The following is a 25,467-nucleotide window of genomic DNA, read 5'->3' on the forward strand; positions in this document are numbered from 1 at the left end:
AGGGCTTCGCCCGGCCCTGGGTGGGTGCAAAGCGCCCTCCCGCGGGGAGGGTCGGGCGCTGCCCGCGCTACGCACGGGCCATTTGATATTCAGGCAAGCCATTCTGCGTCCTCGCGCACCACAATTACGGTGGGGCGGTCAGCGCTCAACGCTGACGTAAAGGCGGTTTCGAATTCTTTGGCGGAAGCGGGTTTTACCCCTTCGCAATGGCAAGCCTTGGCGAGCGCTACGAAGTCCGGGTTGATCCCCTCCACCCCAACGCGCTGGATGTCGCGGATATCCATATCGTCCTGGATCTGCTTCAGCCCGCCGTTTTCCCAGATGATGATTGGCAGAGGCAGGGCGCTTTCGGCGGCGGCCATCAGTTCGGGCATTGTGAACATGAAGCCCCCATCCCCGGCCATCACCGCAACCGGCGTGCCGGGCCGGGCCATCTTGGCGCCAATGCCGTTCGGCAGCGCATTGCCCAGCGCACAAAAACCTGCCGGGTAGAACCATTGCCGGGGGGCAGGAAGGTCAAACGCAAAGGCGCCGGTGTAGACCACCTGGCAGGCGTCGCCTGAGAACACCGTCTCCGGCGGCGCAACCCGGCGCAAGAGCTTCAGGAACTTGACGTGTTTTTCTTCGGACGGGGAGAGATTGGAGAAGATCTCTTCGCGCACACGGGCAACGGCAGCCTCGCCCTCTGCCCGTACCGCGCTGCCATCGTGGCCCGCTAGCAATGCGGAAAGCTCTGCCATGGCCGGTGCCGCATCACCGATGATGCCGAGGGCAGCCGGGTAGAAGTCGTTGATCTTATGCGGGTCCAGGTCAACGCGGATCAGACCGCCGTTGATCTCCATCCGCTCGACAAAACTGTCGGTTTCCGCGAGCTCAGTGCCAACGGCGAGGATAGCATCCGCCGTTGCCAGATAGTCCCGGACCTCCTTGCGGACGGTGGAGCCGGTGAGGTGCAGCGGGTGCGCGTCCGGTACAATACCCTTACCCGCAGTCGAAGAAATCACCACCGCGCCCAGGGTTTCGGCAATAGCTGTCAGGTCCGCAGCTGCCGCAACGCCGCCGCCGCCAGTCATGATCACCGGGCGCTTGGCCGCCTTCAGCTTGTCTGCCGCGGCCTGCAGCTGGCCCGCTGCCGGTGCCGGGCGCGCTGGCAAGCGGACCGGCTTCCACTCTTCCTCAACAATCTCGGCCTGTACGTCCAGCGGCAGAGAGATGTGAACTGGCCGCGGGCGCCGGCTGGCGAAGATCGAAAACGCCTGTGCCAGCAATTCCGGCACATCCGAGGCGCGCATGGCAGTGGCAGAGAGTGCGGTCAAAGGCTCTGTCACCTTCTTCTGCTCTGTCACCTCATGCAGCACCCCCCAGCCTTTGCCGATGGTCTTGCTGTCGGGCTCCGCCGAGATCAGCAGCATCGGCAGGCTGTCGGCATAGCACTGCCCGACGGCGGTGGAGGCATTGGTGACACCGGGGCCTGAGATCACCACCGCGACCCCGGCCTCGCCCGTCGCCCGCGCCCAGCCTTCGGCCATGAAGCCCGCCCCCTGCTCGTTGCGGGCCTGCACGTGGCGGATAGCACCGGAGTTGCCGCCGCCGGTCAGCCCGCGGCACATGTCCAGCGTATGCACGCCCGGTATGCCGAACACCGTTGTCACGCCGTACTGCGCTAAAAGGCGCATGGTGGCTTCACCGCATGTCATGCTCATGCTGCTGTCTCCCTTGGATCATCTGCTGACAGCTGGGGGCGCCCGAGGATCATGTCGGCCGCCCGTTCTGCCAGCATGATCACAGGTGCCCCGATATTGCCACTGACCATGTCCGGCAGGGCAGCGGCGTCCACCACACGCAGACCCTCCATGCCGCGCACCCGGAAATCCAAGTCCAGCACGGCGCCGGGGTCGCTGTCTGCCCCGATACGGGCGGTGCAGGCCGGGTGGTGGCCGGTGGTGACCAGACCGCGGATCGACTGGCGCAAGTCTGCGTCTGATTGTTTGGCTGCGCCAGGGCTGAGTTCTTCATCTGCCAGCCCCTGGAATGCCTTTTGCCGCACCACTTTGCGCGTGTGTTTGATACCTTCAATCAGATCGAGGAAATCGCTTTCGTCACTGAAATAGCCCGCGTCGATGCGCGGCGGCTGCAGCGGGCCGGGTGAGGCCAGCGTAACGGTGCCGCTGCTGCGGGGGCGCAGCAGGTTGACGTCGAACTGCAGCCCGGGCCCGGCAATCTTGCCGCGGGCGATCATCGCCTTGCCCAAGTGGTTGAAGGTCTGAAGCGAAAAGCCCTTGGCGCCAGCAGCGGAGTCCTCGCGCACCACCATCGGTGTGAAGAAGACCTCCAATTCCGGCATATCCCTATCGCGGATAGAGTGAAACAGGACCGAGGCCCAGAACGGCGACGCCGCGGGGCCGGACTTGGTCAGCAGCCATTGCGCCCCCATCAGCGCCGCCTTGTCGAGGCGCTGGAAGCGGGCCATCGACAGGCTGGGGTCGGTGAGACCGAACTGCACCGGCATGTTGGGGTGATCCAAGAGCGACTGGCCGACGCCCGGCAGATCATTCACCACCTGGATGCCGTGCTCCTGCAGATGCGCGCCGGGGCCGATGCCTGACAGCATCAAGAGCTTCGGGCTTTCAAAGGCCCCGAGGCTGAGGATCACTTCGCCGCGAGCATGGAACTTACCCTGGCCGGTGAGAATGCCGGTGGCACGGCGGCCCTCTGTCAGGACTTTCAGCACCGGGGTGCCGGTCAGCACTGTCAGGTTTTTCGGGTGCGGCGTCAGATAGGCCTCGGCGGTGGATTGGCGGACACCGCCTGAGGTCTTTACGTCCATTCGCCCGGTGCCTGCCTGACTGGCGCCGTTGAAATCCGGGTTCAGCGGCGCGCCCGCCTGATGGCAGGCCTCGACAAACACCTGGTTGATGCGGTCGTAATTGCCGGCCGGGGTGATCTTCAGCGGACCCTTGGTACCGTGATGCGCTTCGCCCGCGCGGTGCGCGGCTCCGGCAGCGCGGCGGTAATAGGGCAGCACATCACCGTAGGACCAGCCAGTGAGCCCTTTCTGCCGCCAGCGGTCATAGTCGCCGGCATTGCCGCGGATATAGATCATGCCGTTCATCAGCGACGAGCCGCCCAGCCCCTTGCCGCGCGGGTAGTAAAGCTGGCGCCCTCCAAGCGCCGCCTGCGGGGTGCTCATGTAGCACCAGTCGTATTTCGGGTTTGAGTGGATCATGCCCACGCCTGCGGGCATCCGGGCAAAGATCGACTTGCCCGGGCCGCCGGCCTCAACCAGCAGCACCTTCAGCTTCGGGTTCTCACACAGCCGCGCCGCCAGCACGCAGCCGGCCGAGCCGCCGCCTGCGATGATATAATCGAACTCCGGACTCACACCGCCAGTTCCCGCAGCACGGCGCTGGTCACGTCCGATGTGGAAGCGCTGCCGCCAATGTCCGGCGTGCCGGTGCCGGAGGCCAGCACGCGTTCGACGGCCTGTTCGATCTGCACCTCTAAATCCGGGCGGCCGAGGGAATAGCGGAACATCATTGCCACGCTCAGGATCATGCCAAAGGGGTTGGCCACCCCCTGCCCCGCGATATCCGGGGCAGAGCCATGCACCGGCTCGTAGATGCCTTTGCAGGTCTGCCCTGCCGCCGGCACGCCGCAGAGGCAGGCGGATGGCAGCATGCCCAGGCCACCGGAGACAATTGCCGCCAGATCGCTGAGGAAATCGCCGATCAGGTTGCAGCCCACCACCAGGTCAAAGGCTTTTGGGTCCCGCGCCATCTGATAGGCGCAGTTGTCGGCATAGAAATGGGCCAGTTCCACGTCCGGGTACTCGGCTGAGACCTCATCTGCTATTTGCCGCCACAGCTTGTAGCTTTCCATCACATTGGCCTTGTCGGCCGACACCATCCGCCCCTTGCGCTGAAGCGCCAGTTCGAAACCCGCCTGCATGATCCGGCGCAGCTCGCCCTCGTCATAGCCGGCCGTGTCATAGCCGTAGCGCAGGCCGCCCCGCTCGGACTGGCCGCGGGGCTGATCAAACATCACGCCGCCGCACATCTCTCGCAGGACCATGATATCGGCGCCTTCTGCCAGCCCCGGACGGAAGGGCGTGCGGTCCGCCAGCGGCGCCCAGAAGCGTGCCGGGCGCAGGCCTGCGAAGCTTTGCAGTTCAAACCGCAGGCGCATCAAACCGTCCTGCATTTCCGGGCCGCCCCCGACACGGATATTGTCCCATTTCGGCCCACCGACAGCCCCCACCAGGATCGCATCGGCAGCTTTGGCTTTGGCAAGTGTCTGATCCGTGCAGAAAGTCCCACGCGCTTCCCAAGCGGCACCGTGCAGCAGGTCCTCGGTGATGTTCAGGGCAATGCCGTTCTGATTGGCGACCGCTTTGGTGACGGCCAGACCTGCTTCCAGGACCTCCGGCCCGATGCCGTCTCCGCCCAATGCAAGAATGCTGACTGCCATGCCGCAGGCTCCGCGTCATTGTCTCCAACATTCACTCTACGGGCTTGCGGAATTCTAAAAAGAAGGAAAAAGTGAATGATCTTCATTCATCAAAGGAATGATTATGGCTCGCGACCCTATCCCGTTCCACCAGATAGCCGCCTTTGAGGCCGCGGCACGGAACCTTGGGTTTTCCCGTGCCGCGCAGGAGTTGAATGTGCAGCAGCCCGCCGTCAGCCGTCAGGTGGCAGCATTGGAAGAATATCTGGGCGCGGCGCTGTTTCTGCGCACAAAGCCGCGGCTGACGCTGACAGCAGAAGGAGAAGCCCTGCTGAAAGCCGCAGCCAACGGGTTCGATGCGCTGAGAGCCGGCCTCAGGGAAGTGCGGGCCATGCGGCAAACGCAAGCGCTGGTCGTCAACGCCGCCATCGGCTTTACCAGCTACTACCTGCTGCCGCGGCTTGGGGAATTTCAAAGCATGCATCCGGATATCAGGGTGCAGGTTGTGACCCGCGATCAGAACCCGGATTTCGATCCCGGCCAAAGCGATATCGTGGTGACATTTGGCAGCGACGGTCCGCCCGGCATGACAGCGCGGCGCATTGTCGAGGAAGAGATGCTGGCAATCTGCGCCCCAGATTACCTAGGCAGCCGGGCACCGCTGGCGCTGGAAGCGCTGGCCCAGGAGAAGCTCCTGCACATGTCCAGCGCAGAGCATGCCGGCGATTGGAAGCGCTTTTTCCACGACAGCGGGCTGGTGCCGCCGGAGCCGCAGGAGTTCGAGCGGTTCAACAGCTTTATGGTCTATCTGCACGCGATCCAGAACGGCAATGGCGTCGGGATCGGCTGGCGGCATCTGGTGGAGCGGATGATCGAGGCAGGCTCGCTGGCGCTGGCTTGCAGCCACAGCCACAACTCCGGGCGCGGCTATTTCTGCTCGGTCACCCCCCGCGCCGAGGGGCGCAGGGAAGCGGAAGAATTCCTCCAGTGGATTTCCGGCGGAGCCGCCGGTCCGTAGGAAAGCGGGACGGCGGCCCGCCCTCCTGTCTTCCCAGACGGCTCAGGCCTTGGCAGCGGTGACGATGAATTCCACCAGCAGGTCCTCGCGGGCCAGCTTCGCTTCACCGCAGGCACGGGCGGGCGCATGGCCTTCGGGCACCCAGGCGTCCCAGACCGCATTCATCTCGGCAAAATCCTTCATGTCGGCGAGCCAGATCACTGTCTGCAGGATGCGGGTGTTATCGCTGCCTGCCTCAGACAGCAGCGCGTCGATCTTGTCCAGGCAGTCCTGCGTTTGCTGGGCAACGCTGGCCCCGGCTGTGCCGACCTGGCCGGCAAGATAGATGGTATCGCCGTGGGTGACGATCTGGCTCATGCGCCGGCCGGTGTGGCTGCGGGTGATTTCGGGCATTGGTTCCTCGCCTTTGTGAAATGACAATAAGCACCGCGCCGCAAAACCGGGCGCGTCAGAAGATCAGTTTGACAGCAGCCAGTCGCCGCCGGAGGGGCAGAACTTGCGCTGCACCTGTTTGGGATCGGAGCTGTCCTTCAGATACGCCTGATGCTGCAGCAGCAGGCAATCCCCCTCCTTGCCGCCGACGCGCACCACCCCATGGGCACCGCTGTCCGGGTTGGTCCATTTGGCTTGTTTGCCGGAGCCGCCCTGCGCCTCGGCCAGCAAGCTTTGCTCAGCCTGGCGCATGATGTTGGTGTCCTGCGGCGTGAGCCCCGACTTTGCCAGAATACGGCTGAGCGGGTTGGCTGCCGCCGGTGAAAGGGCCAGCGCCGACACGGCTGCGGCGGCCAGAATTCCTGAAATTCGCATAACAACTACTCCTGCCTGAAAGGTAGAGGCTTGGCCGCCCGCCCTGCGGGCGGCTGCTCATCTGCCAGTAAGGCGCAACCGGAAGGCAATGTCCATGCGGCGGGTCAGGAGAACCCGCCCGTATCAGGAGAACTTGCGGAAAAGGCGGGTCATATCGAACAGCTCGTCCAGGCGGTCGTAGCGGTCCTTGGTCTTGTCCCAGCTCTCCTCCTGGGTGGCAGCGATCATCGCTTCCAGCAGCATCATCGTCGAGCTGTTTGAATCCCAGGCCGAGGGGATCTCGACCCAGCAGTTGAACGTGTGCGCCGACACCGAGGCAATCGGGCTGGCCCATTGGTCGGTGACCAGAACAATCTTCACCCCGCGCTCGGCCGCCAGTTCCGCCAGCCGCTGCAGATTGGTTTCATACCGGCGCACGTCGAACATCAAGAGCGTGTCACCCTCAACCATATCCAGCACGTAATGCGGCCAGGTTGCCGAGGATGAGGTCATATGGGTGACCCGCTGCCGGATCGCCTGGAAATGGGTGAAGGCATAATCCGCCAGCGCCCGGGTGATGCGGCCGCCGACCACATAGAGGCGCCCGTCGGTATTGGCGAGCTGATGCACCGCGGCATCGAATTGGGCGGAGTCGATGTTGGAAAAGGTTTGCTGCAGGTTGTCGGTGACCGCCTGTGCAAATCTGTTCAGCAAATGGCCCTCCGGCGCCTCCGAGGCCCAGTTGTCCCGCCGCTTGGTCGGGCCGGAGACCTTGGCCTCAAGCTCCTTGAGCAAGGCCTGATGGAACTGCGGATACCCTTTGAACCCAAGCTTCTGCACCATCCGCGCCACGGTGGGCGTCGAAACCTCGGCATTTCCAGCCACTATGGTGATCGAAGCCAGGCCTGCCGCAGGGTAATTCTCCAAGAGGAGGTTGGCGAACTTGCGCTCCGATTGCGTGAGAGTCGAATAATTCTCGCGGATCAATTCGCGGACAGTGGCTGGCGGCTTGGTCAACGGGGCATCCCTGCAGTGAACAAATACAGTCTTACGCGGCCCGGAGGTGAAAAGAAAGTTTCAGAAACTCCTGTTCCAAACCGGACATGAAAAGATATTGACACAAATATCTCTTCATGGAAAGATTTTTCCAAATTGCAGGGAGGCGCAATATGCAAGGGAGCGATTCTCACGCTCGGGAAGACGCAGTGGAGGTGGTGAACCGTGACGGCGCCGGCTCTGTGCTTCTGCTGTGCGAACATGCTTCCAGCCATATCCCGGACCGCTACAACGGGCTGGGCCTCCGCGCTGAAGACCGTTTAAGCCACGCCGCCTGGGACCCGGGCGCGCTGTCTGTTTCGCTGCATCTTTCCAAAGCTCTGGACGCACCCTTGGTAGCAAGCCGGGTTTCGCGGCTGGTTTATGACTGCAACCGCCCGCCCGAGGCAGCAAGCGCCATGCCTGACCGGTCTGAACTGATTTCGGTGCCCGGAAACATCGGCCTGGACGCAGCTGCGCGGCAGGAACGGGTGGACACTGTCTATTCTCCATTCTGCAAGGCCGTGTCGGAGATCGTCGAAGCCCGCAAACTGGCCGGACTGCAGACTGTTCTGGTCACCATGCACAGCTTCACACCGGTCTATTTCGGCAAGGAGCGGGAGGTGGAGATCGGCATTCTGCATGACGACGACACTTGCCTGGCCGACGCGATGCTGGCTGTGGCAGACGCCCTGCCCCACCGCCGGGTCGAGCGTAACGAGCCTTACGGGCCGGCCGACGGGGTGACCCATTCGCTGAAGATCCACGGGCTGGCCCATGGGCTGGCCAATGTAATGATCGAAATCCGCAATGACCTGGTGGGGACACCGGAAGAAGAAGAGGCCATGGCAGAAGAAATGCTGACATTGCTGCGCCCGGCCCTGGTCGCGCTGGCGGCAGAAGGAGGGCAGGATGCCTAGGGTCATCAGGGCTTATGTGCGCAGCATCGACGCGATGAACCGCTTCATCGGCCGCTTTGCCATGTATCTGATCTTTGCGCTGATCGGGGTTCTGCTGTGGTCCTCGGTCTCCAAGACTTTCTTCAACCCTTCGCTTTGGACACTGGAGACCGCACAGTTCGTGATGGTGGCCTATTACGTGCTGGGCGGCCCCTATTCGATCCAGATGGGATCGAATGTGCGGATGGACCTGTTCTACGGCGCCTGGTCGACCAAGACCAAAGCCTTGGTCGATGCTTTCACCGTGCTGTTCCTGATCACTTACCTTGTGATCCTGATGTACGGCGCGCTCAGCTCCACCGCTTATAGCCTGGGCTACTTCGGTCTGGAGCCGGTGCAGTTCTTCTGGGACCTGCTGAAAACCCTGCTGAGCGAAGGCCCGGCAGCGGCGGGGGAGAAACTCGGCTATCTGGAGCGCAGCTCCACAGCCTGGCGCCCCTTCCTGTGGCCCGTCAAAACCATCCTCTGCTTCGGCGTCTTCCTGATGCTGCTGCAATGCCTTGCCGAATTGTTCCGGGATATCGGACGCCTGCGCGGAGTTGAAATCTGATGTCCTACGAATGGATCGCCATTGTGATGTTTGCCGGCATGATGCTCATGCTGATGACCGGCCAGCGGGTGTTCGGCGCCATCGGCTTTGTCGGTGCGGTCGCAGGCATGCTGCTGTGGGGCACCGGCGGGGTTGAGATCCCCTTCTCTGCCGCCATGAAGCTGATGAAGTGGTATCCGCTGCTGACGCTGCCGATGTTCATTTTCATGGGCTATGTGCTGTCGGAGTCGAAGATTGCCGACGACCTGTACCGGATGTTCCACGTCTGGATGGGGCCGGTGAAGGGCGGGCTTGCCATCGGCACCATCGGCCTGATGGTTCTGATTTCGGCCATGAATGGTCTGTCGGTTGCCGGCATGGCCATCGGTGCCACCATCGCGCTGCCGGAATTGCTGCGCCGCGGCTATGACAAAATCCTGGTGACCGGCACCATTCAGGCCGGCTCCTCGCTGGGCATCCTGGTGCCGCCTTCGGTGGTGCTGGTGCTCTATGCAATGATCGCCCGCCAGCCGGTTGGGCAGCTGTGGCTCGCCGGCGTGGTGCCGGGGCTGCTGATGGCCACCATGTTCATCATCTATATCTACCTGCGTGCCCGCATGCAGCCGCATCTCGGCCCGGCGATGGAGCCGGAGGACCTGGCTGAATACGAGCGCGTCACCGACCATCCGCTGCGGCTGAACTACATCGTGCTGGGCGCGCTGGTGCTGGTGCCGCTCTTGATCCTGACCGGCGCCCTGGAGACCAAGCCCGCGCTTGGCCTGGCCCTGGCCGCCGGTGCGCTGTCCTTCGCCACCCGCAGTAACCCGATGTTCTACAAAGACATCTTTATGAAGGAGAAGTTCCGCCTGCTGTTCTCCGGCGTGCTGCCGCTGGCAATCTTTGCTGCGATGATGGTGCCCTTTGTGAACGGCTGGACCTCGCTGGTGGAAAGCTCGGCCATCGGTGCCATGACTGCCTTCATCGCGGCAGTGCTGAAGGGGCGGATGACCAAGGAAGTGTTCGAGACTTCGGTGCGCTCGACCCTGGGCATCTCCTGCATGTTCATGTGGATCATCCTGGCCGCTCTGGCGTTTGGCGCCATCTTTGACGGTCTCGGCGCGGTCAAAGCCATTGAGAACCTGTTCACCACCCGCCTGGGCCTCAGCCCTTGGATGATCCTGATCCTGATGCAGCTGAGCTTCATCGTGATGGGCACCTTCCTGGATGACACCGCGATGCTTGTGATCGTGGCACCGCTCTACGTGCCGCTGGTGGGCGCGCTGGGATTCGACCTGATCTGGTACGGGGTCCTCTACACGATCACCACCCAGATCGCCTATATGACGCCGCCCTTCGGCTACAACCTGTTCCTGATGCGGGCGATGGCACCGCCGGAAATCGGCCTCAAGGACATCTATGTCTCGATCATCCCCTTTGCCCTGGTGATGGTGCTGGCGCTCGCTCTGATCATGATCTTCCCGCAGATCGCCCTGTGGCTGCCGGAATATGTCTACGGAAAATAACCAAGGAAGAGTCCTGCCAAGGGGCCGAAAATAGCAACAAGGAGTGAAATTATGACGACAAGACGCAAGTTTATTCAGACTGCCGGTGTTGGCGCCATGGCGGCACCGCTGGCCACCCCGGCGCTGGCCCAATCCACCATCAAATGGCGGATGCAGACCTATGCAGGCGCTGCGCTGGCCGAGCATGTGGTGAAGCCTGCAATCGACATGTTCAACAAGATCGCCGGCGACCGGATGCAGATCGAGCTCTATTATGCCGATCAGCTGGTGCCCACCGGCGAGCTGTTCCGCGCCATGCAGCGCGGCACCATCGATGCAGTGCAGTCGGATGACGACTCGATGGCCTCGCCCACCGAGGTCACCGTGTTCGGCGGCTACTTCCCCTTTGCTTCGCGCTACTCGCTGGACGTGCCGGTGCTGTTCAACCAGTACGGCCTGAATGAGATCTGGGACGCGGAATACTCCAAGGTCGGCGTCAAGCACATCTCGGCCGGCGCCTGGGACCCCTGCCACTTTGCCACCAAAGACCCGATCAACTCGCTGGCGGATCTGAAAGGCAAGCGCGTCTTCACCTTCCCGACCGCGGGCCGCTTCCTGGCGCAGTTCGGCGTGGTGCCGGTCACCCTGCCCTGGGAAGACATCGAGGTCGCGGTGCAGACCGGCGAGCTGGACGGCATCGCCTGGTCCGGCATCACCGAGGACTACACTGTCGGCTGGGCGGATGTGACCAACTACTTCCTGACCAACAACATCTCCGGCGCCTGGGCGGGGTCCTTCTTTGCCAACCAAGGCCGCTGGAACGAACTGCCGGAAGACCTGCAGACCCTGTTCCGCGTTTGCTGCGACCAGTCGCATTATTACCGCCAGTGGTGGTACTGGGGCGGCGAAGCAAGCCTGCGCGTCAACGGCACCAAGATGCAGCTGACTTCTATTCCGGATGCAGAATGGCAGCAGGTTGAAGACGCCGCTGTGAAATTCTGGGATGAAATTGCAGCCGAGTCCGAAACCAAGGCGAAGGTTGTCGAGATCTTCAAGAAATACAACGCTGACATGCAGAAAGCCGGCCGGCCTTACCGCTACGGCTAAGGCACCGGTAAAAACGACGGAGTTTGGCCCGCCCCGTGGCAGGCCAAATTCCTTACTCAAGGAATTTGCCAAAACTTTTGAGGAAAAGTTTTGCGCGTAACAGACAAAGGGCCGCTCATGCTCTCCTTCGACACTCTTAAGGACCAGGTTGCCGATGGCACCGTTGATACCGTTCTGGTCTGCCTTGTGGACATGCAGGGCCGCCTGATGGGCAAGCGTTTCCACGCCAAGCATTTCGTGAATGGCGCCTGGGAGGAAACCCATTGCTGCAACTACCTGCTGGCAACGGATCTCGAGATGGCAACACCGGATGGCTACGCCTCCACCAGCTGGGAGCGGGGCTACGGCGACTATGTGATGAAGCCGGACCTCTCCACTCTGCGCCCTATTCCGTGGCTGGAAGGAACAGTGATGGTCCTGTGCGATGTGCTGGATCACCACACTCATGAAGAGGTCTCGCATTCCCCCCGCGCGATCCTGAAACGGCAGGTGCAGCGGCTTGAGGCCATGGGCTATGACGCCATGTGCGCCACCGAGCTGGAGTTCTTCCTGTTCGCCAAAAGCTTTGACGAGATCCGCCGCTCGGGCTTTCGCGACTTGGAGCCGATTTCGGGCTACAACGAGGATTACAGCATCCTGCAAACCACCCGCGAGGAGCATGTGATGCGGCCCATCCGCAACCATCTGTGGGATGCGGGTCTGCCCATCGAAAACTCCAAGGGCGAGGCAGAGACCGGCCAGGAGGAGCTGAACATCAAATACGCCGCGGCGATGGAGACGGCTGAGTACCACACCATTGCCAAGCATGCGGTGAAGGAAATTGCCGAGCAGCAAGGCCACGCAGTGACTTTCCTGCCGAAGTGGAGCCACGACAAGGTGGGCTCGTCGAGCCATGTGCATCAGTCACTGTGGCAGGACGGCAAGCCTGCGTTCTATGACGAAAGCGACGAGCTGGGCATGTCCGCTCTGATGAAAAACTACATGGCCGGGCTGCTGAAATACGCCCCTGATTACACGGCTTTCATGGCCCCTTATATCAACAGCTACAAACGCTTCATGAAGGGCACCTTTGCCCCCACCCGGATCATCTGGTCGGTGGACAACCGCACCGCAGGCTACCGTCTCTGCGGCGATGGCACCAAGGCGATCCGGGTCGAATGCCGCATTCCCGGATCCGACATGAACCCCTATCTGGCGATGGCAGGCATGCTGGCGGCGGGCATTGCCGGCATTGAGGAAGGGCTGGAACTGCAGGCACCCACAGGAGGTGATGTCTATCAGGGCGACACCGGCATGATCCCGGGCACCCTGCGCGATGCGGCGGCTGCACTGAAGGGTTCGGAGATGCTGCGCGCCGCTTTGGGCGATGATGTGGTGGACCACTACGTCCGTGCCGCGGAAGTGGAAATCGAGGAATTCGACCGGGTGGTCACCGATTACGAGATCGCGCGCGGCTTTGAGCGCGCGTGAGGCGGAGAGGCCTGGATTGGGGCTCTGCCCCAAACCCCGGGGTATTTCGGCCAGAAAGAAGCAGGGGCAGCGGGCCCCGAGGACTGGAGTGAATGGCGATGGGCCAGGTATTGAAATGCATCTCGCCGGTTGACGGATCGGTATTTGCGGAACGCGAAGTGCTGCCGCGCGAGGCGGCTTTTGCGGCAGCGGAGCGGGCGCGGGCAGCGCAAGACGCCTGGGCGGCGCGGCCCTTGCAGGAGCGCATCGGGCTGGTGATGGCAGGCGTGGCGGCTGTCGGCGCGATGAACGCGGAGATCGTGCCGGAGCTGGCGCGGATGATGGGCCGCCCGGTGCGCTATGGCGGCGAGTTCGGCGGCTTCAACGAGCGTGCCAGCCACATGGCCAAAATCGCCGAAGCGGCGCTGGCGGATATCGAGGTGGGCGAGGACGAGACCTTCAAACGCTATATCAAGCGCCTGCCCCACGGGGTGGTGTTTGTGGTGGCGCCCTGGAACTACCCCTATATGACCGCGATCAACACTGTGGCGCCGGCGCTGATTGCGGGCAATGCGGTGGTGCTGAAGCACGCGACCCAGACCCTGCTGGTCGGTGAGCGGATGGCGCAGGCCTTCCATGCGGCGGGGGTACCGGAAGACGTGTTCCAGAATGTCTTCCTGGACCACGGCACCACCTCGGAGCTGATCGCATCCAAGGCGTTCAACTTTGTGAACTTCACCGGTTCGGTCGGCGGCGGCCAGGCGATGGAGCGCGCCGCGGCGGGCACTTTCACCGGTGTCGGCACCGAGCTGGGCGGCAAGGACCCGGGCTATGTGATGGAAGACGCCGACCTGGACGCTGCGGTGGACACGCTGATTGACGGCGCCATGTTCAACTCCGGCCAGTGCTGCTGCGGCATCGAGCGGATCTATGTGCACGAAAGCCTCTATGACGCCTTCCTGGAGAAGGCCATTGCCATCGTGCAGGGCTACAAGCTGGGCAGCCCGCTGGATGAGGCCACAACGATCGGCCCGATGGCCAATGTGCGTTTTGCCGAAGAGGTCCGCGGCCAGATCTCCGAGGCGGTGGCCGCCGGTGCCACGGCCCATATCGAGCCCTTCGCGGAGGATGACGGCGGCGCCTATCTGACGCCGCAGATCCTGACCGGGGTCACCCACGAAATGCGGGTGATGCGCGAGGAAAGCTTTGGGCCCGTGGTGGGCATTATGAAGGTCGCCTCCGACGAAGAGGCCATTGGACTCATGAACGACAGCGACTTCGGCCTCACCGCTTCGCTCTGGACCAAGGATGTGGAGCGGGCGCAAGCAGTTGGCGACCGGATCGAGACCGGCACCGTGTTTATGAACCGTGCCGACTACCTGGACCCCGGCCTGTGCTGGACCGGCTGCAAAGATACCGGCCGCGGCGGCGGCCTGTCGGTCATCGGCTACCACAATCTGACCCGCCCGAAGAGCTATCACCTGAAGAAAGTGACCGGCTAAGGACGGATCCGCCCGCTCCGGCATCTCCTCCCCGGGGCGGGCCACAGCATCAAAGGAACACAACATGTCTCTCACTGGAAACTGGTCCTACCCGACCGCAATCAAGTTCGGTGCCGGCCGGATCAAGGAATTGGCCGAGGCCTGCGCCGCCGCCGGCATCACGCGCCCTCTGCTGGTCACCGACAAGGGCCTGGCCGATCTGCCGGTCACCCAAGGCACCCTCGACATCCTGGAGGCCGCGGGTCTGGGCCGCGCGATGTTCTCGGAGGTCGACCCGAACCCGAATGAAAAGAACCTGGACGCGGGCGTTGCGGCCTATAAGGCGGGCGGCCATGACGGGGTGATTGCCTTTGGCGGCGGCTCCGGCCTGGACCTGGGCAAAATGGTTGCCTTCATGGCGGGCCAGACCCGCCCCGTCTGGGATTTTGAAGATATCGGCGACTGGTGGACCCGCGCCGATGGTGATGCCATCGCGCCGATCATCGCGGTGCCGACCACCGCCGGCACCGGCTCGGAAGTGGGCCGCGCCAGCGTGATCACCGACTCGGTCAGCCACGCCAAGAAGATCATCTTCCACCCCAAGGTGCTGCCAACGGTGGTGATCTGCGATCCGGAACTGACCGTGGGCATGCCGAAATTCATCACCGCGGGCACCGGGCTCGATGCCTTTGCCCATTGCGTCGAGGCCTTCTCTTCACCCCATTACCACCCGATGTCCCAGGGCATCGCGCTGGAGGGCATGCGGCTGGTCAAGGACTACCTGCCGCGCGCCTATGCGGATGGTACTGATATCGAAGCCCGAGCCCAGATGATGAGCGCCGCCGCGATGGGCGCCACCGCCTTCATGAAGGGCCTCGGCGCCATCCACGCCATGAGCCACCCCGTCGGGGCTCAGTTCAACACCCACCACGGCACCACCAATGCCGTCTGCATGCCCAGCGTTTTGGAGTTCAACGCGCCTGCAATTGCGGACCGTTTCAATATGGCGGCGGCCTATCTGGGCATTGACGGCGGCTTCGACGGCTTCCGGCGCTTCGTGCAGGAGCTCAACGACAGCCTTGCCATCCCCCGCCGCCTGGCGGACCTCGGCGTCACCGAGGACGCCATCCCGGCGCTGGCAAAAGACGCTGCCAAAGACCCCTCATGCGGCGGAAACCCCATCGAGCTCAACGAAGAAAACCTGACAGAACTGTTCAAAAAGGCGATCTGAGGCGAGCCGCCTTGAGACCTTGCAGCGCTTCCCGCCCGGCGGGGAGCGCTGTTTCATTTCCAGGCCGCGCGGTCAGCCGCTGACGTAAACCTGGTCTTTGGGGTAATAGAAGATCTTCTGATTGTGCAGCCGGCCCAGCAACTCGTGGACACGGCGCAGAGTTTCTTCATCATCGCTGCCGGGTTCCGGCTGAACCTCGGACAAGCTGTCCCTGGTTGTCTGCAGCGCGGTTTCGATCAGCTCCATGTCGTCAACGGACAGCTCGAACATATCGTTGTACTGGGGCATCTGGGCGCGTTCTCCTGTTTGGCTAGACTGAACTGGCTGCCTTCAGGCTGCACCAAGACAGCGCGCAAAGCCACTGGAAAGCGGGAGCGTAGGCTTGACCCAGCATTAACCGTCTGATTTTCCAGCACTTCACCAGATGGAAAAGGTCAGAGTGTCTCGCCCAGGCTGATAGCCGGGCCGAGCTGATCAAGGATCAGACCCTCTGTTCCACCCGCTTGGCGCGATTGCAGGATGATGCCGGCGGCGCGTTCACCGATTTCACGGCGGCAGGCGTCGGTGGTGGCCAGCTGCTGCGGCAGGCCTTGCAGGATCTGCAGATTGTTGAAGCCCGCCAAGGCAATATCGTCAGGAACCGATAAACCTGCAGCGAGGCAATGCATCAGCCCGCCAACGCTCATCACGTCGCTGGAATAATAGAGGCAATCAAGGTCCGGGCTGCGTTCGAGCATCTGCTCAGTAAGCTCGCGGCCGGTCTGAATCGCGCTTTCGCCGGAGTAATGCTCCAAATCCGCAAGCGTCACGCCCTGAGCGGCAAGTCCGTCGGTGAACCCGTCAAACCGTTTCCGGGCGCGGAAGTCCTGCGGCATCTTGGTCCCGATGAAGCCGATCCTGCGGTAGCCGCGCTCCAGGATCTGTGCTGCCATGTCACGGCCCGCCTGCAGATGCGAGATGCCGACGCAATGGCGCACCGGATCGCCGTCCACATCCATCACTTCAACCACAGGGCAGTCTGCTTGCTGCAGCATCCGCCGGGTGGCTTCGGTATGTTCGAGCCCCGCCACGATCAGGCCGGAGGGACGCCAGCTCAGCATTTCGCGGATGACGCTTTCTTCTTCCTCCAGATCATAGCCGGAAATCCCGACCACAGGCTTCAGCGGGCTCTCCTTGAGAACGGCGGAAATGCCCGAAAGCACCTCGGGGAAGACAAAACTGTTGAGCGAAGGCACGACCACCGCCACCAGATTGACCGATTGCGACGACAGGGAGCCGGCAATCCGGTTCGGCACATAGCCATGAGAGCGGGCGATTTCCTCGATCTTCGCTTTTGTTTTGGCAGAGACATCAGGCGCGCCGCGCAAGGCGCGGGAGGCGGTCATCTCGCTGACCCCGGCCAGCCGGGCCACGTCTTTCAGCAGCAGTTTCTTCGTCATGTGCCCATGCTCCAGCAGTTTGACAGCGGCTGCAAGGGGCCGGCCAGGTGTGAAGGGGTTGATTTAGATAATCGTTATCGTTATCGGTATCGCAACCGTTATCGATACCGGAATCATTCCGGTGCAGCTGCCGGAGGTGAGGCATGGCATTGAAGATCGCAATCAACGGATTCGGGCGGATTGGACGCGGGGTGCTGCGCGCCCTCCTGGAAAGCGGCGCCGAGGATATCGAAGTGGTGGCGGTCAATGATCTGTCACCGCCGGAAACGCTGGTGCATCTGCTGAAGTACGACAGTGTGCATGGGCGGTTGCAAACGCCCGTGTTTCTGGCCGGCGATCTGATCCGGGTGGGGCATCACAGCATCCGGCTAAGCGCTGTCCGCAACCCCGAGGAACTGCCCTGGCAGAACGTTGATATCGCCTATGAATGCACCGGGCTGTTCACTGCCCGCGAGCAGGCAGCGCGGCATTTGCAGAACGGCAGCAAGCGGGTGCTGATCTCGGCGCCGGGCAAGGATGCGGACCGCACTGTGGTCTACGGCGTCAACCATATGGATCTGACCGCAGAAGACGTGATTGTCTCCAACGCCTCCTGCACCACCAACTGCCTGGCGCCGCTGGCCAAGGTACTGGACGAAGCCTTTGGCATCCGCACCGGTTACATGACCACCATTCACGCCTATACCGGAGATCAGCCCACCCATGACACCAGCCGCTCGGATCTGTACCGGGCGCGGGCGGCTTCGCTGTCGATGATCCCCACCTCCACCGGCGCTGCGCGGGCAATCTCCGAGGTGCTGCCGCATTTGAAAGGGCGGCTGGAGGGTTCGGCGATCCGGGTTCCGACGGCCAATGTCTCAGTGGTGGATTTAAGCTTTGTGCCCGAGCGGGCCGCCACGGCTGAAGCGGTCAATGCCGCGGTGAAGGCAGCAGCGGAGAACGGGCTGGCTGGTATCCTTTCCTATGAGGAAGACCCGCTGGTTTCAATCGATTTCAATCACGACTCGCACTCCAGCTGCTTTGCCGCGGCGCAGACATCGGTCACCGCCGATGGGCTGGTGCGGGTGGTCAGCTGGTATGACAACGAATGGGGTTTCTCCAACCGCATGGCGGACACCGGCCGCCGCATCGGCGCCGTGATGGGAACAGCCAAGGTGGCGCTGGCCAGCTGAACTGCTCAACTGACCGGGCTCTCCCGCCCGTCGCCGGTGCATCAGGATGCACCGCTCCCGTTGGGCATGGCGCCGCGCTGACGCGCGGCGCGGTTGCGTTTCGCAGCCGCCGCTTGCCCTGTCAGCCAAGCCAGTTTGTGAAAAACCTGTCTCCAGGATGCAGAATATCAAACTCAGCCGACCGGACGGCTGGCATGCGGCGGCGAATTGCGCCACAACTGCCCGCAAGACATGATCAGCTACAGGAGACCGGCGTGACCGTCACCCGCGAAAGCGTCCTCGAGGCGCTCAAATCCATCGCCGACCCCGTCAGCGGCGCAGATATTGTCAGTGCGGGCATTGCCCGGGCCGTGACGGTCGAAGGCAGCACCGTGCGCTTTGTGCTGGAGGTCGATCCCGCGAAAGCCGGGGCCTATGGCCCGGTGCGAGATCAGGCGGATGCCGCAGTGGCAGCGCTGCCCGGAGTGGACAAGGTCTCGGCCATGCTCACCGCGCACTCCGAGAAGGCACCGCCGGATCTGAAACCGAAACAGCAAGCTCAGCCGCAGCAGCAGGCGCCGCAGAAAGTGCCTGGCGTGGCGCGGATCCTGGCGGTGGCCTCGGGCAAGGGCGGCGTCGGCAAATCCACCGTCTCGGCCAATATCGCCTGCGCGCTGGCGATGCAGGGGCGCAAGGTAGGGCTGCTCGATGCCGACGTTTATGGCCCCTCGCAGCCCAAAATGCTGGGGGTGACCGGGCGGCCCGCCAGCCCCGACGGCAAAACCATCCTGCCCTTGCGCAACCATGGTGTCACCATGATGTCGATGGGGCTGATGACCGGCGAAGACCAGGCGGTGATCTGGCGCGGTCCGATGCTGATGGGTGCCCTGCAGCAGATGCTGCTGCAGGTGCAATGGGGCGAGTTGGACGTGCTGATCGTCGATCTGCCGCCGGGCACCGGCGACGTGCAGATGACGCTGGCGCAGAAGACCCATGTGGACGGGGCCATTGTGGTCTCCACCCCGCAGGACGTGGCACTAATCGACGCCCGCAAAGGCATCGACATGTTCCGCAAGATGAACGTGCCGGTGCTGGGCATGATCGAGAATATGTCGACCCACATCTGCTCCAACTGCGGTCATGAGGAACATGTGTTCGGCCATGGCGGCGTGGCGCTGGAAGCGCAAAAGCTGGATGTGCCGCTCCTGGGCGAAGTGCCGCTGCACCTGGACGTGCGGCTGGCCGGCGATAACGGCACACCGATCGCCGCGGCGCAGCCCGGCAGCGCCCAGGCGAAGGTCTTTCTTGATATCGCTACGCAACTGGTAGACGCCGGCGCCGCCTGACCGGTCCAGCCCTGGCCGGCACCCGTCAGCCTCAAGGCGGGGCTGGCGAACCACTCAATAGGAAACGCGCTTGATGGGCAGAATTGCCCGTCAGGCGCTTCTCAGCCACCTCTTCTGCGCCGCGCAAGCGGCGCCACGCCCAACTGTGGCAAGCATTCTTCGAATGCGCCGGAACAGGCGGGAGCCTCCCGCCCGCAGGATCAGGCGTACTTCTCCAGAAACGCCTCGGCCTGCAAGCTGCGGAAGTCCGGTAGCGCGGCGCGCAAAGCCTCGTGGCTCCAGTCCCACCAGGCCAGCGCCATCATCTGCTCTGCCACAGATTCGGGGTAGCGGCGGCGGATCACATTCGCGGTGTTGCCGCCGACAATGGTGTAAGGCGCCACATCCTTGGTCACGATTGCGCCTGACGCTACAACCGCGCCGTGGCCTATGATCACCTCCGGCTTGATCATGGCGCCATGGCCGATCCAGGTGTCATGGCCGATATGCGCCAACCTCCCGGCGCGGCGGGTGAACCACTCCGCATCATCCACCGCATTGTCCCAATAGCTTGCCGAGCGGTACAGGAAATGATGCAGCGACGCCTTCTCTATCGGGTGGTCCGAGGCGCCGATACGGGTGAAACTGGCGATATTGGCAAACTTGCCGATCCGGGCGTTGGCGATATCGCAGGTCCTGTCGCAATAGCTGTAGTCCCCGAACTCCGTATTGGCGATGCGGCTGCCTGCACCGATTTCCACGTAGGCACCGAAACGGCTGCCGGTGATCTGGCAGTCCGGGTGGATGAAAGGCGCCGCCGCCTGCAAACGGGTCATAGTCTGCCCTCTTCGCTGACGCGCTGCGGATCAGGGCAGCAGGAAGGGCTTGCCCTCTGCCTGCTTGCGCATAGGAGGCTGATCGCTGCCGCTGATCAGTTTCCGCCGCAGCCAGCCGGAGAACCAGTCCATCAGCATCACCATCAGGATGATCAGCGTGATGTAATAGGCCACTTCCTCCCAATCCTTCTGGGTGATGATCGCCTGGGTCAGCAGCAGCCCGATGCCGCCGCCGGTGATCGCGCCGATGATGGTGGCGGAGCGGGTGTTGGATTCCAGGAAGTACAGCAGCTGGCTCAGCAGCACCGGAGTCACCTGCGGGATCACTCCGAAACGGTAGCGCTGCACCGGTTTGGCTCCGGTTGAGGCAACACCCTCGATCTGCTTCTGGTCAACATTCTCCAGCGCTTCCGAGAAGATCTTGCCGAAGGTGCCGGTGTCCGTCACCAGGATCGCCAGCGCGCCGGTCAGCGGCCCGGGGCCAAAGGCGCGGGCCAGCACTACGGTCCAGATCAGCGAGTCGACGCCGCGGACAAAGTCGAAGAAACGGCGCATGGCAAAGCGCAAGGTTCTGACGGGCATGAAATTGCGGGTGGCCACGAAGGCCAGCGGCAAGGCGATGAGGCCGGCACCGATGGTGCCCAGGAAGGCCATCAGCAGAGTCTCGGCAATCGCCCAGGCCACATCCTGGTGGCGCCACATCTTGTTGGTCCAGAACTCCTGGAATATGGCGCCCGCTTCGCCGGTGGCGGCGCGCTGCATCAGCTCCGCTGCCCCGATACCGTAATAGGGGCTGTCGAGAGTGAAGAAAAACAGCTCCCAGCCGGCGAAATACCGGAAGACCTCAGCCCGGTTGCGGGTCACGGTCAGGCGGCCTGCCGCGGTTTTAACCGCCAGGCGGTTCTTGGAAACGCTGATCCAATCCGGAACTTCCCCCGGCGGCAGTTCAGCCTGCACGCCCGCGCTGCGGTTGGGGGTTGCCCGCACCAAGCCGTAGCCGGGGATCATGTACTCTATGGTGTGAGGCCCGAAGGTGACCACATGGCCGTCTTCCAGGTCAATCACAGTGGTTTCGCCCAGATCGACCCAGTCCGGCGACATGCCGTCCGGGTAGGCGCCCTTGCGCTCCCCCTCAACCGCAACCGACACGTCGCCGCTGCGGTTGTCGCGGGTTACATGGGTCTTGTAGCTGTAGCTGTCGCTAACGAGGGTCCTGGCATTCTCCAGGCTTGCCTTTTGCCACAAGCCCTGAACATCAAACGCAAAGAACACATATGCCAGATAGGCCAGAACCGCGGCAGGCAGCGCGAAGTTCATCAGCCGCTTCCTCAGAAACAGCCGCGACATGCTCAGCTTCAGCTCTGCCTTAGACAGGTTGGTATCAAAGGTGGTCATGCCTTCGCTCCATGGGTCAGACGGTCACGCAACAGGCCGGACAGCTGGTCAACGGCCACAATAGTGATGAAGAGAAGAAGGAAAATCGCAGCGGCTTCATCATAGCGCCCCTGCCCCCAGGACATGGCGTTTTTCAGCTCGTAGCCGATACCGCCCGCACCGACGAAGCCGAGGATGGCAGAGGCGCGGATGTTGATCTCAAACCGCAAGAGCGCATAGCTTACGTAGTTGGGGCCAACCTGCGGGATCACGCCCAGCGTCATCCGCTGCGCCCAAGTGGCACCAACGGAGGAAAGGCCTTCGACCGGTTTCAGCGAGGCGTTTTCATTCACTTCGGAAAACAGCTTTCCCAGCGCACCCGCAGTGTGGATCGCAATGGCGATCATCGCGGGCACCGGCCCGCCGCCAAGAACAAAGATCAGAACCAGCGCAATGACGATTTCCGGGATTGCGCGGCAAATGTCGCTGATGCGGCGGAACAGCGGGATCAGTGTCGGCCACGGCGCCATGCCGCGGGTCGCCAGCAGCGACAGCAAGGTTCCGAATACCGCGCCGACCAGAGTGGAAGCCGCAGCGATGTTCAGCGTCTCGACCAATGCCGGGAAGAAATGCACCAGATGCCCGGGCAGCTGCACGGCCTTTTCGGCTGCTTCCGCGAGAACCTCGGACGGGTAATCGAAAACACGGGTGAAGCCATCCGCAAACGAGCCAGCATTGCGGTTGTCTGCGGTACGGAATCCTGCCGCCATCAGCGCCACAAAGACTGCAAGAAGAATGCCGCCGTAAAGCCGCTTGCGCTGAATATGGGCGGTGTAATGTTCCCGGATCTCGTCCACCGCCGGCCGGGCTGCCGTCAGATCTGCCATGTAGGGGTCCTGGTGTTGCTGTGATGGCAGCAGCTGCCGCCATCAAGGAAATTGCGGGGCCCGGGGGAAAGTCCGGAACCCCGCAGAGCACAATTCAATGAGTGCTGGGCTGAAATTACTGGGATTTCAGTTTGCGGGCTTCGATGATCACGCCGTAGGCGTCGTGCGTGATCGGAGCCAGGCCTTTGGAGTCGCCGCCCAGCACGTTGTACATGCAGTCCGGGTCCATCGAGTTCATCGAGGCCAGCAGGCCGGTCATCTTGACCTTCACGTCTTCCGGCAGCGCGGTACGCAGAACAAACGGGCCTTCCGGGATCGGCGCAGACTTCCAGATCTCGACCATATCGTTCATGTCAACAAGGCCCGCATCCACCGCGCGGCGCAGCGCGCCGGAGGTATAGCCGTCTTCCCACTCGCCCAGGCCGTCGGCCCAGGTCACACCGCCGTCCACATCGCCGTTGAATACCGCAACAATGGTCTGCTCGTGGCCGCCAGTGAACTTCACTTCGCCGAAGTAGTCGCCGGAGTCCATGGTGGCACCGGTCACCTGCGGGATCTCGATCGACGGGATCAGGTAGCCCGAAGTGGAGTTCGGGTCGCCGAAGCCGAAGGTTTTGCCCTTCAGGTCCTCCAGGGTTTCCACGCCGCTGTCCTTGCGGGCAAACCCGATGGAATAGTAGCCGTAGCTGCCATCGGTGTTCACCTTGACCAGAACCGGCTCAACCGCTTCCGGGTCGGACAGATAGGTCTTGGCATAGCCGGAGGCCCCCAGCCAGGCCATGTCGATGGAACCGCCCAAGAGGCCCTGGATCACGCCGTTGTAGTCGGCCGGTGCAAACAGTTTGGTTTCGACACCCAGCAGCTCTTCGGTCTGCTCGCGCAGGCATTCCTGCTTGCTCAGCCGGTCCTGTGCGTTTTCGCCGCCCAGGATGCCGATGCGGAATTCCTTGATTTCCTCTGCCGCAACAGGGGCGGTCAGCGCGGTGGTTGCCAGTACGGCAGCAAGCAGTTTTTTCATCTCGTTTCACTCCGGTTGTCTCCCGGCAGAGCAGTCCGCCGGGACGATGAAAATGGGTCAGGGTTATTCGGCCGGAATGGCGGCGCGCCTCGCGTCCGTCTTTTCCAGCGTTTCGATCTCGGTCGAGGTGGCGGCCTCGGAGAATTCCTCTCCGGCGCCGTAGATTTCGCGGGCAACGCCGGTGGTCAGCTGCTCCGGCAGCCCGTCAAAGACGATGCGGCCGTCGCGCATGCCGACAACCCGGTCGCAGTAGCGGCGCGCGGTGTCCAGCGTATGCAGGTTGGCAATGACAGTGCGGCCGTCTTCCTCGTGGATGCGGCGCAGCGCTTCCATCACGGTCTGGGCGTTCATCGGATCGAGCGAGGCAATCGGCTCATCCGCCAGGATGATTTTCGGGTCCTGCATCAGCGCCCGGGCAATCGCCACCCGCTGCTGCTGGCCGCCCGACAGGGCTTCGGCACGCTTGGCCGCATGTTCTGCGATACCAAGGCGGTCGAGGATGTCGATGGCTTTGTGGATGTCCTCCATCGGGTAGAGGTTGAACAGGGTTGCCATCACGTTGCGGCGGTTCAGCGTGCCGTGCAGCACGTTGGAAACCACGTCCATCCGCGGCACCAGGTTGAACTGCTGGAAGATCATTGCGCACTCGGACTGCCAGGCACGCTTGTCCTTGCCCTTCAGCTGCGTGACATCGCGGTCTGCAAACAGGATCCGCCCTTCGGAAGCGCTCTCCAGCCGGTTGATCATCCGCAGCAGGGTGGATTTGCCGGCGCCCGAACGGCCGATGATCCCGATCATGCAGGGCTTGTCGATATCCAGCGTGGCCGCTTCCACTGCGGTCTTGCCGCCGAATCTCTTGGTCAGTTTGTCAATGCGCAGCACGGATGGCGCTCCCTCTTCGTTCCAGGATTGCCTACCGGCTTTGCTCAAATGCTATGTGTCACTGCCGTGAAAGTTTTGTAACGGCGCCCGGCGCAACCCGCAGGCGTGTGATATAGTGAAACCGCACAACGCAGGGATTCTGCCCCTGTCCAGACAGGGCTGCAGCAGCTATACGGCATCCCGACTCCTCAAATTCCCTTTTGCTGAAGGAAGCTGCCAGATGTCCTTTGACCGCAAGATCAAGATCGCACCTTCGATCCTCTCCGCCGATTTCGCCAATTTCGGCCAGGAGATCCAGGCCATCGAAGCCCAGGGCGCCGACTGGGTGCATGTGGATGTGATGGACGGGCATTTCGTGCCGAACCTCACCTTTGGCCCGCAGGCCGTAAAAGCCTTCCGGCCGCATGTGAAGACGGTGATGGACGTGCATCTGATGATCGCGCCGGTGGATCCCTATATCGACGCCTATGCCGACGCAGGCGCTGATGTGCTGACCGCCCATATCGAAGCGGGCCCGCACATCCACCGCACCCTGCAGGCAATCCGCGGAGCGGGCATGAAGGCAGGTGTGGCACTCAATCCCGGCACCCCGGCGGAAGCGGTGGCGCATCTGCTGGATCTCACCGACCTGGTCTGCGTGATGACCGTGAACCCCGGTTTCGGCGGTCAGAAGTTCATCGACATGACCGCAAAGATCCGGACCCTGCGCAGCATGATCGGCGACCGTCCTGTGCATATCGAAATCGACGGCGGCGTTGATCCCTCGACTGCGCCACTGGTGGCAGCAGCCGGCGCGGACGTGCTGGTGGCCGGTTCCGCTGTGTTCAAGGGCGGTTCAGTGGAAAACGCAGAGGTCTACGGCGAAAACATCCGCAAAATCCGCGCCTCCACCGAGGGCGCCTGGGCCTAGACCAGGGATCTCCCGCCAATCGCCAAGCGCATCCAAGATGCGCTGCTCTTGTTGGGCCAAGCGCCGCACGTGCCGCGCGGCGCTGTTTCGTGATACGGTTGA

Annotated in this window: 24 protein-coding genes; 11 read left to right on the forward strand and 13 right to left on the reverse strand. The window is 62.7% G+C overall.

Going from position 1 to position 25,467, the window contains the following annotated elements:
* Positions 1-89: 89 nt before the first annotated feature.
* From RA20_RS15950 to leuB, 3 genes are read right to left on the reverse strand one after another with little or no spacing between them, the layout of a single operon-like run.
* Entirely contained in the window at positions 90-1,703 is a 1,614-nt protein-coding gene (locus RA20_RS15950) for a 5-guanidino-2-oxopentanoate decarboxylase (RefSeq protein WP_039130878.1), read from the reverse strand.
* The gene (locus RA20_RS15955; RefSeq protein WP_039130881.1) at positions 1,700-3,382 is read right to left on the reverse strand and encodes a GMC family oxidoreductase; all 1,683 of its coding nucleotides are present in this window, start codon (positions 3,380-3,382) and stop codon (positions 1,700-1,702) included. Before RA20_RS15955 ends, RA20_RS15950 begins: the two co-directional genes overlap by 4 nt.
* On the reverse strand, positions 3,379-4,467 hold the full coding sequence (gene leuB, locus RA20_RS15960) for a 3-isopropylmalate dehydrogenase (RefSeq protein WP_039130883.1): 1,089 nt from the start codon (positions 4,465-4,467) through the stop codon (positions 3,379-3,381). The genes RA20_RS15955 and leuB overlap by 4 nt, the downstream gene beginning before the upstream one ends.
* A 103-nt stretch (positions 4,468-4,570) precedes the next feature.
* Here leuB and RA20_RS15965 point away from each other — a divergent pair, with 103 nt between their 5' ends.
* The gene (locus tag RA20_RS15965; RefSeq protein WP_193748856.1) at positions 4,571-5,464 is read left to right on the forward strand and encodes a LysR substrate-binding domain-containing protein; all 894 of its coding nucleotides are present in this window, start codon (positions 4,571-4,573) and stop codon (positions 5,462-5,464) included.
* Positions 5,465-5,506: 42 nt separating this feature from the next.
* Here the strand turns inward: RA20_RS15965 and RA20_RS15970 are convergent, their stop codons facing one another.
* From RA20_RS15970 to RA20_RS15980, 3 genes are all read right to left on the reverse strand, one after another.
* Complete coding sequence (locus RA20_RS15970; protein WP_039130888.1) at positions 5,507-5,857, reverse strand: RidA family protein; 351 nt, start codon at positions 5,855-5,857, stop codon at positions 5,507-5,509.
* 63 nt (positions 5,858-5,920) lie between these two features.
* The gene (locus RA20_RS15975; protein ID WP_039130890.1) at positions 5,921-6,271 is read right to left on the reverse strand and encodes a hypothetical protein; all 351 of its coding nucleotides are present in this window, start codon (positions 6,269-6,271) and stop codon (positions 5,921-5,923) included.
* Between the two features lie 123 nt (positions 6,272-6,394).
* Positions 6,395-7,267: a MurR/RpiR family transcriptional regulator gene (locus tag RA20_RS15980; RefSeq protein WP_039130892.1), complete on the reverse strand. Its 873-nt coding sequence runs from the start codon at positions 7,265-7,267 to the stop codon at positions 6,395-6,397.
* 152 nt (positions 7,268-7,419) lie between these two features.
* Here RA20_RS15980 and RA20_RS15985 point away from each other — a divergent pair, with 152 nt between their 5' ends.
* The 7 genes from RA20_RS15985 to RA20_RS16015 all read left to right on the forward strand — a co-directional run bounded on the left by RA20_RS15985 (position 7,420) and on the right by RA20_RS16015 (position 15,543).
* Positions 7,420-8,205: an N-formylglutamate amidohydrolase gene (locus RA20_RS15985; RefSeq protein WP_039131147.1), complete on the forward strand. Its 786-nt coding sequence runs from the start codon at positions 7,420-7,422 to the stop codon at positions 8,203-8,205.
* The gene (locus tag RA20_RS15990) at positions 8,198-8,794 is read left to right on the forward strand and encodes a TRAP transporter small permease subunit (protein ID WP_039130895.1); all 597 of its coding nucleotides are present in this window, start codon (positions 8,198-8,200) and stop codon (positions 8,792-8,794) included. Before RA20_RS15985 ends, RA20_RS15990 begins: the two co-directional genes overlap by 8 nt.
* Positions 8,794-10,296 carry a TRAP transporter large permease gene (locus RA20_RS15995; RefSeq protein ID WP_039130897.1) on the forward strand — a complete coding sequence of 501 codons (1,503 nt, stop codon included), beginning with the start codon at positions 8,794-8,796 and terminating at the stop codon, positions 10,294-10,296. Before RA20_RS15990 ends, RA20_RS15995 begins: the two co-directional genes overlap by 1 nt.
* 51 nt (positions 10,297-10,347) lie before the next feature.
* The gene (locus RA20_RS16000; RefSeq protein WP_039130901.1) at positions 10,348-11,382 is read left to right on the forward strand and encodes a TRAP transporter substrate-binding protein; all 1,035 of its coding nucleotides are present in this window, start codon (positions 10,348-10,350) and stop codon (positions 11,380-11,382) included.
* A gap of 117 nt (positions 11,383-11,499) precedes the next feature.
* Positions 11,500-12,852, forward strand: coding sequence for a glutamine synthetase family protein (locus RA20_RS16005; RefSeq protein WP_039130903.1), 1,353 nt, complete (start codon positions 11,500-11,502; stop codon positions 12,850-12,852).
* A gap of 98 nt (positions 12,853-12,950) precedes the next feature.
* On the forward strand, positions 12,951-14,333 hold the full coding sequence (locus RA20_RS16010; protein WP_039131149.1) for an aldehyde dehydrogenase family protein: 1,383 nt from the start codon (positions 12,951-12,953) through the stop codon (positions 14,331-14,333).
* Between the two features lie 64 nt (positions 14,334-14,397).
* A complete protein-coding gene (locus tag RA20_RS16015) occupies positions 14,398-15,543 on the forward strand; it encodes an iron-containing alcohol dehydrogenase (RefSeq protein WP_039130904.1) in 1,146 nt (381 codons plus the stop codon).
* Between the two features lie 72 nt (positions 15,544-15,615).
* On the opposite strand, the gene RA20_RS16020 is transcribed toward RA20_RS16015, so the two are convergent.
* Together RA20_RS16020 and RA20_RS16025 are read right to left on the reverse strand one after the other, a co-directional pair.
* On the reverse strand, positions 15,616-15,831 hold the full coding sequence (locus tag RA20_RS16020) for a hypothetical protein (RefSeq protein WP_039130907.1): 216 nt from the start codon (positions 15,829-15,831) through the stop codon (positions 15,616-15,618).
* Positions 15,832-15,977: 146 nt separating this feature from the next.
* Positions 15,978-16,982, reverse strand: a complete 1,005-nt coding sequence (locus RA20_RS16025; RefSeq protein WP_039130909.1) for a LacI family DNA-binding transcriptional regulator — start codon at positions 16,980-16,982, stop codon at positions 15,978-15,980.
* 143 nt (positions 16,983-17,125) lie between these two features.
* Here RA20_RS16025 and gap point away from each other — a divergent pair, with 143 nt between their 5' ends.
* On the forward strand, positions 17,126-18,154 hold the full coding sequence (gap, locus tag RA20_RS16030) for a type I glyceraldehyde-3-phosphate dehydrogenase (RefSeq protein ID WP_039130912.1): 1,029 nt from the start codon (positions 17,126-17,128) through the stop codon (positions 18,152-18,154).
* A gap of 254 nt (positions 18,155-18,408) precedes the next feature.
* Positions 18,409-19,479 carry an Mrp/NBP35 family ATP-binding protein gene (locus tag RA20_RS16035; RefSeq protein WP_039130914.1) on the forward strand — a complete coding sequence of 357 codons (1,071 nt, stop codon included), beginning with the start codon at positions 18,409-18,411 and terminating at the stop codon, positions 19,477-19,479.
* A gap of 200 nt (positions 19,480-19,679) precedes the next feature.
* Here the strand turns inward: RA20_RS16035 and RA20_RS16040 are convergent, their stop codons facing one another.
* The 5 genes from RA20_RS16040 to phnC all read right to left on the reverse strand — a co-directional run bounded on the left by RA20_RS16040 (position 19,680) and on the right by phnC (position 24,455).
* Positions 19,680-20,294, reverse strand: coding sequence for a chloramphenicol acetyltransferase (locus tag RA20_RS16040; protein WP_039130916.1), 615 nt, complete (start codon positions 20,292-20,294; stop codon positions 19,680-19,682).
* Positions 20,295-20,324: 30 nt separating this feature from the next.
* Positions 20,325-21,689, reverse strand: a complete 1,365-nt coding sequence (gene phnE, locus RA20_RS16045) for a phosphonate ABC transporter, permease protein PhnE (protein ID WP_039130918.1) — start codon at positions 21,687-21,689, stop codon at positions 20,325-20,327.
* Entirely contained in the window at positions 21,686-22,555 is an 870-nt protein-coding gene (gene phnE / locus RA20_RS16050; protein WP_039130921.1) for a phosphonate ABC transporter, permease protein PhnE, read from the reverse strand. The genes phnE (RA20_RS16045) and phnE (RA20_RS16050) overlap by 4 nt, the downstream gene beginning before the upstream one ends.
* Before the next feature lie 115 nt (positions 22,556-22,670).
* Positions 22,671-23,573, reverse strand: a complete 903-nt coding sequence (gene phnD, locus RA20_RS16055) for a phosphonate ABC transporter substrate-binding protein (RefSeq protein ID WP_039130924.1) — start codon at positions 23,571-23,573, stop codon at positions 22,671-22,673.
* 63 nt (positions 23,574-23,636) lie between these two features.
* Positions 23,637-24,455 (reverse strand): phosphonate ABC transporter ATP-binding protein, encoded by an 819-nt coding sequence (gene phnC / locus RA20_RS16060; protein ID WP_039130926.1) that lies wholly within the window; start codon positions 24,453-24,455, stop codon positions 23,637-23,639.
* Positions 24,456-24,675: 220 nt separating this feature from the next.
* Between phnC and rpe the strand changes: the two genes are divergently transcribed.
* Positions 24,676-25,365 carry a ribulose-phosphate 3-epimerase gene (gene rpe, locus RA20_RS16065; protein ID WP_039130930.1) on the forward strand — a complete coding sequence of 230 codons (690 nt, stop codon included), beginning with the start codon at positions 24,676-24,678 and terminating at the stop codon, positions 25,363-25,365.
* Positions 25,366-25,467: the final 102 nt, after the last annotated feature.

Source organism: Leisingera sp. ANG-Vp, from assembly GCF_000813725.1.
Lineage (GTDB): Bacteria > Pseudomonadota > Alphaproteobacteria > Rhodobacterales > Rhodobacteraceae > Leisingera.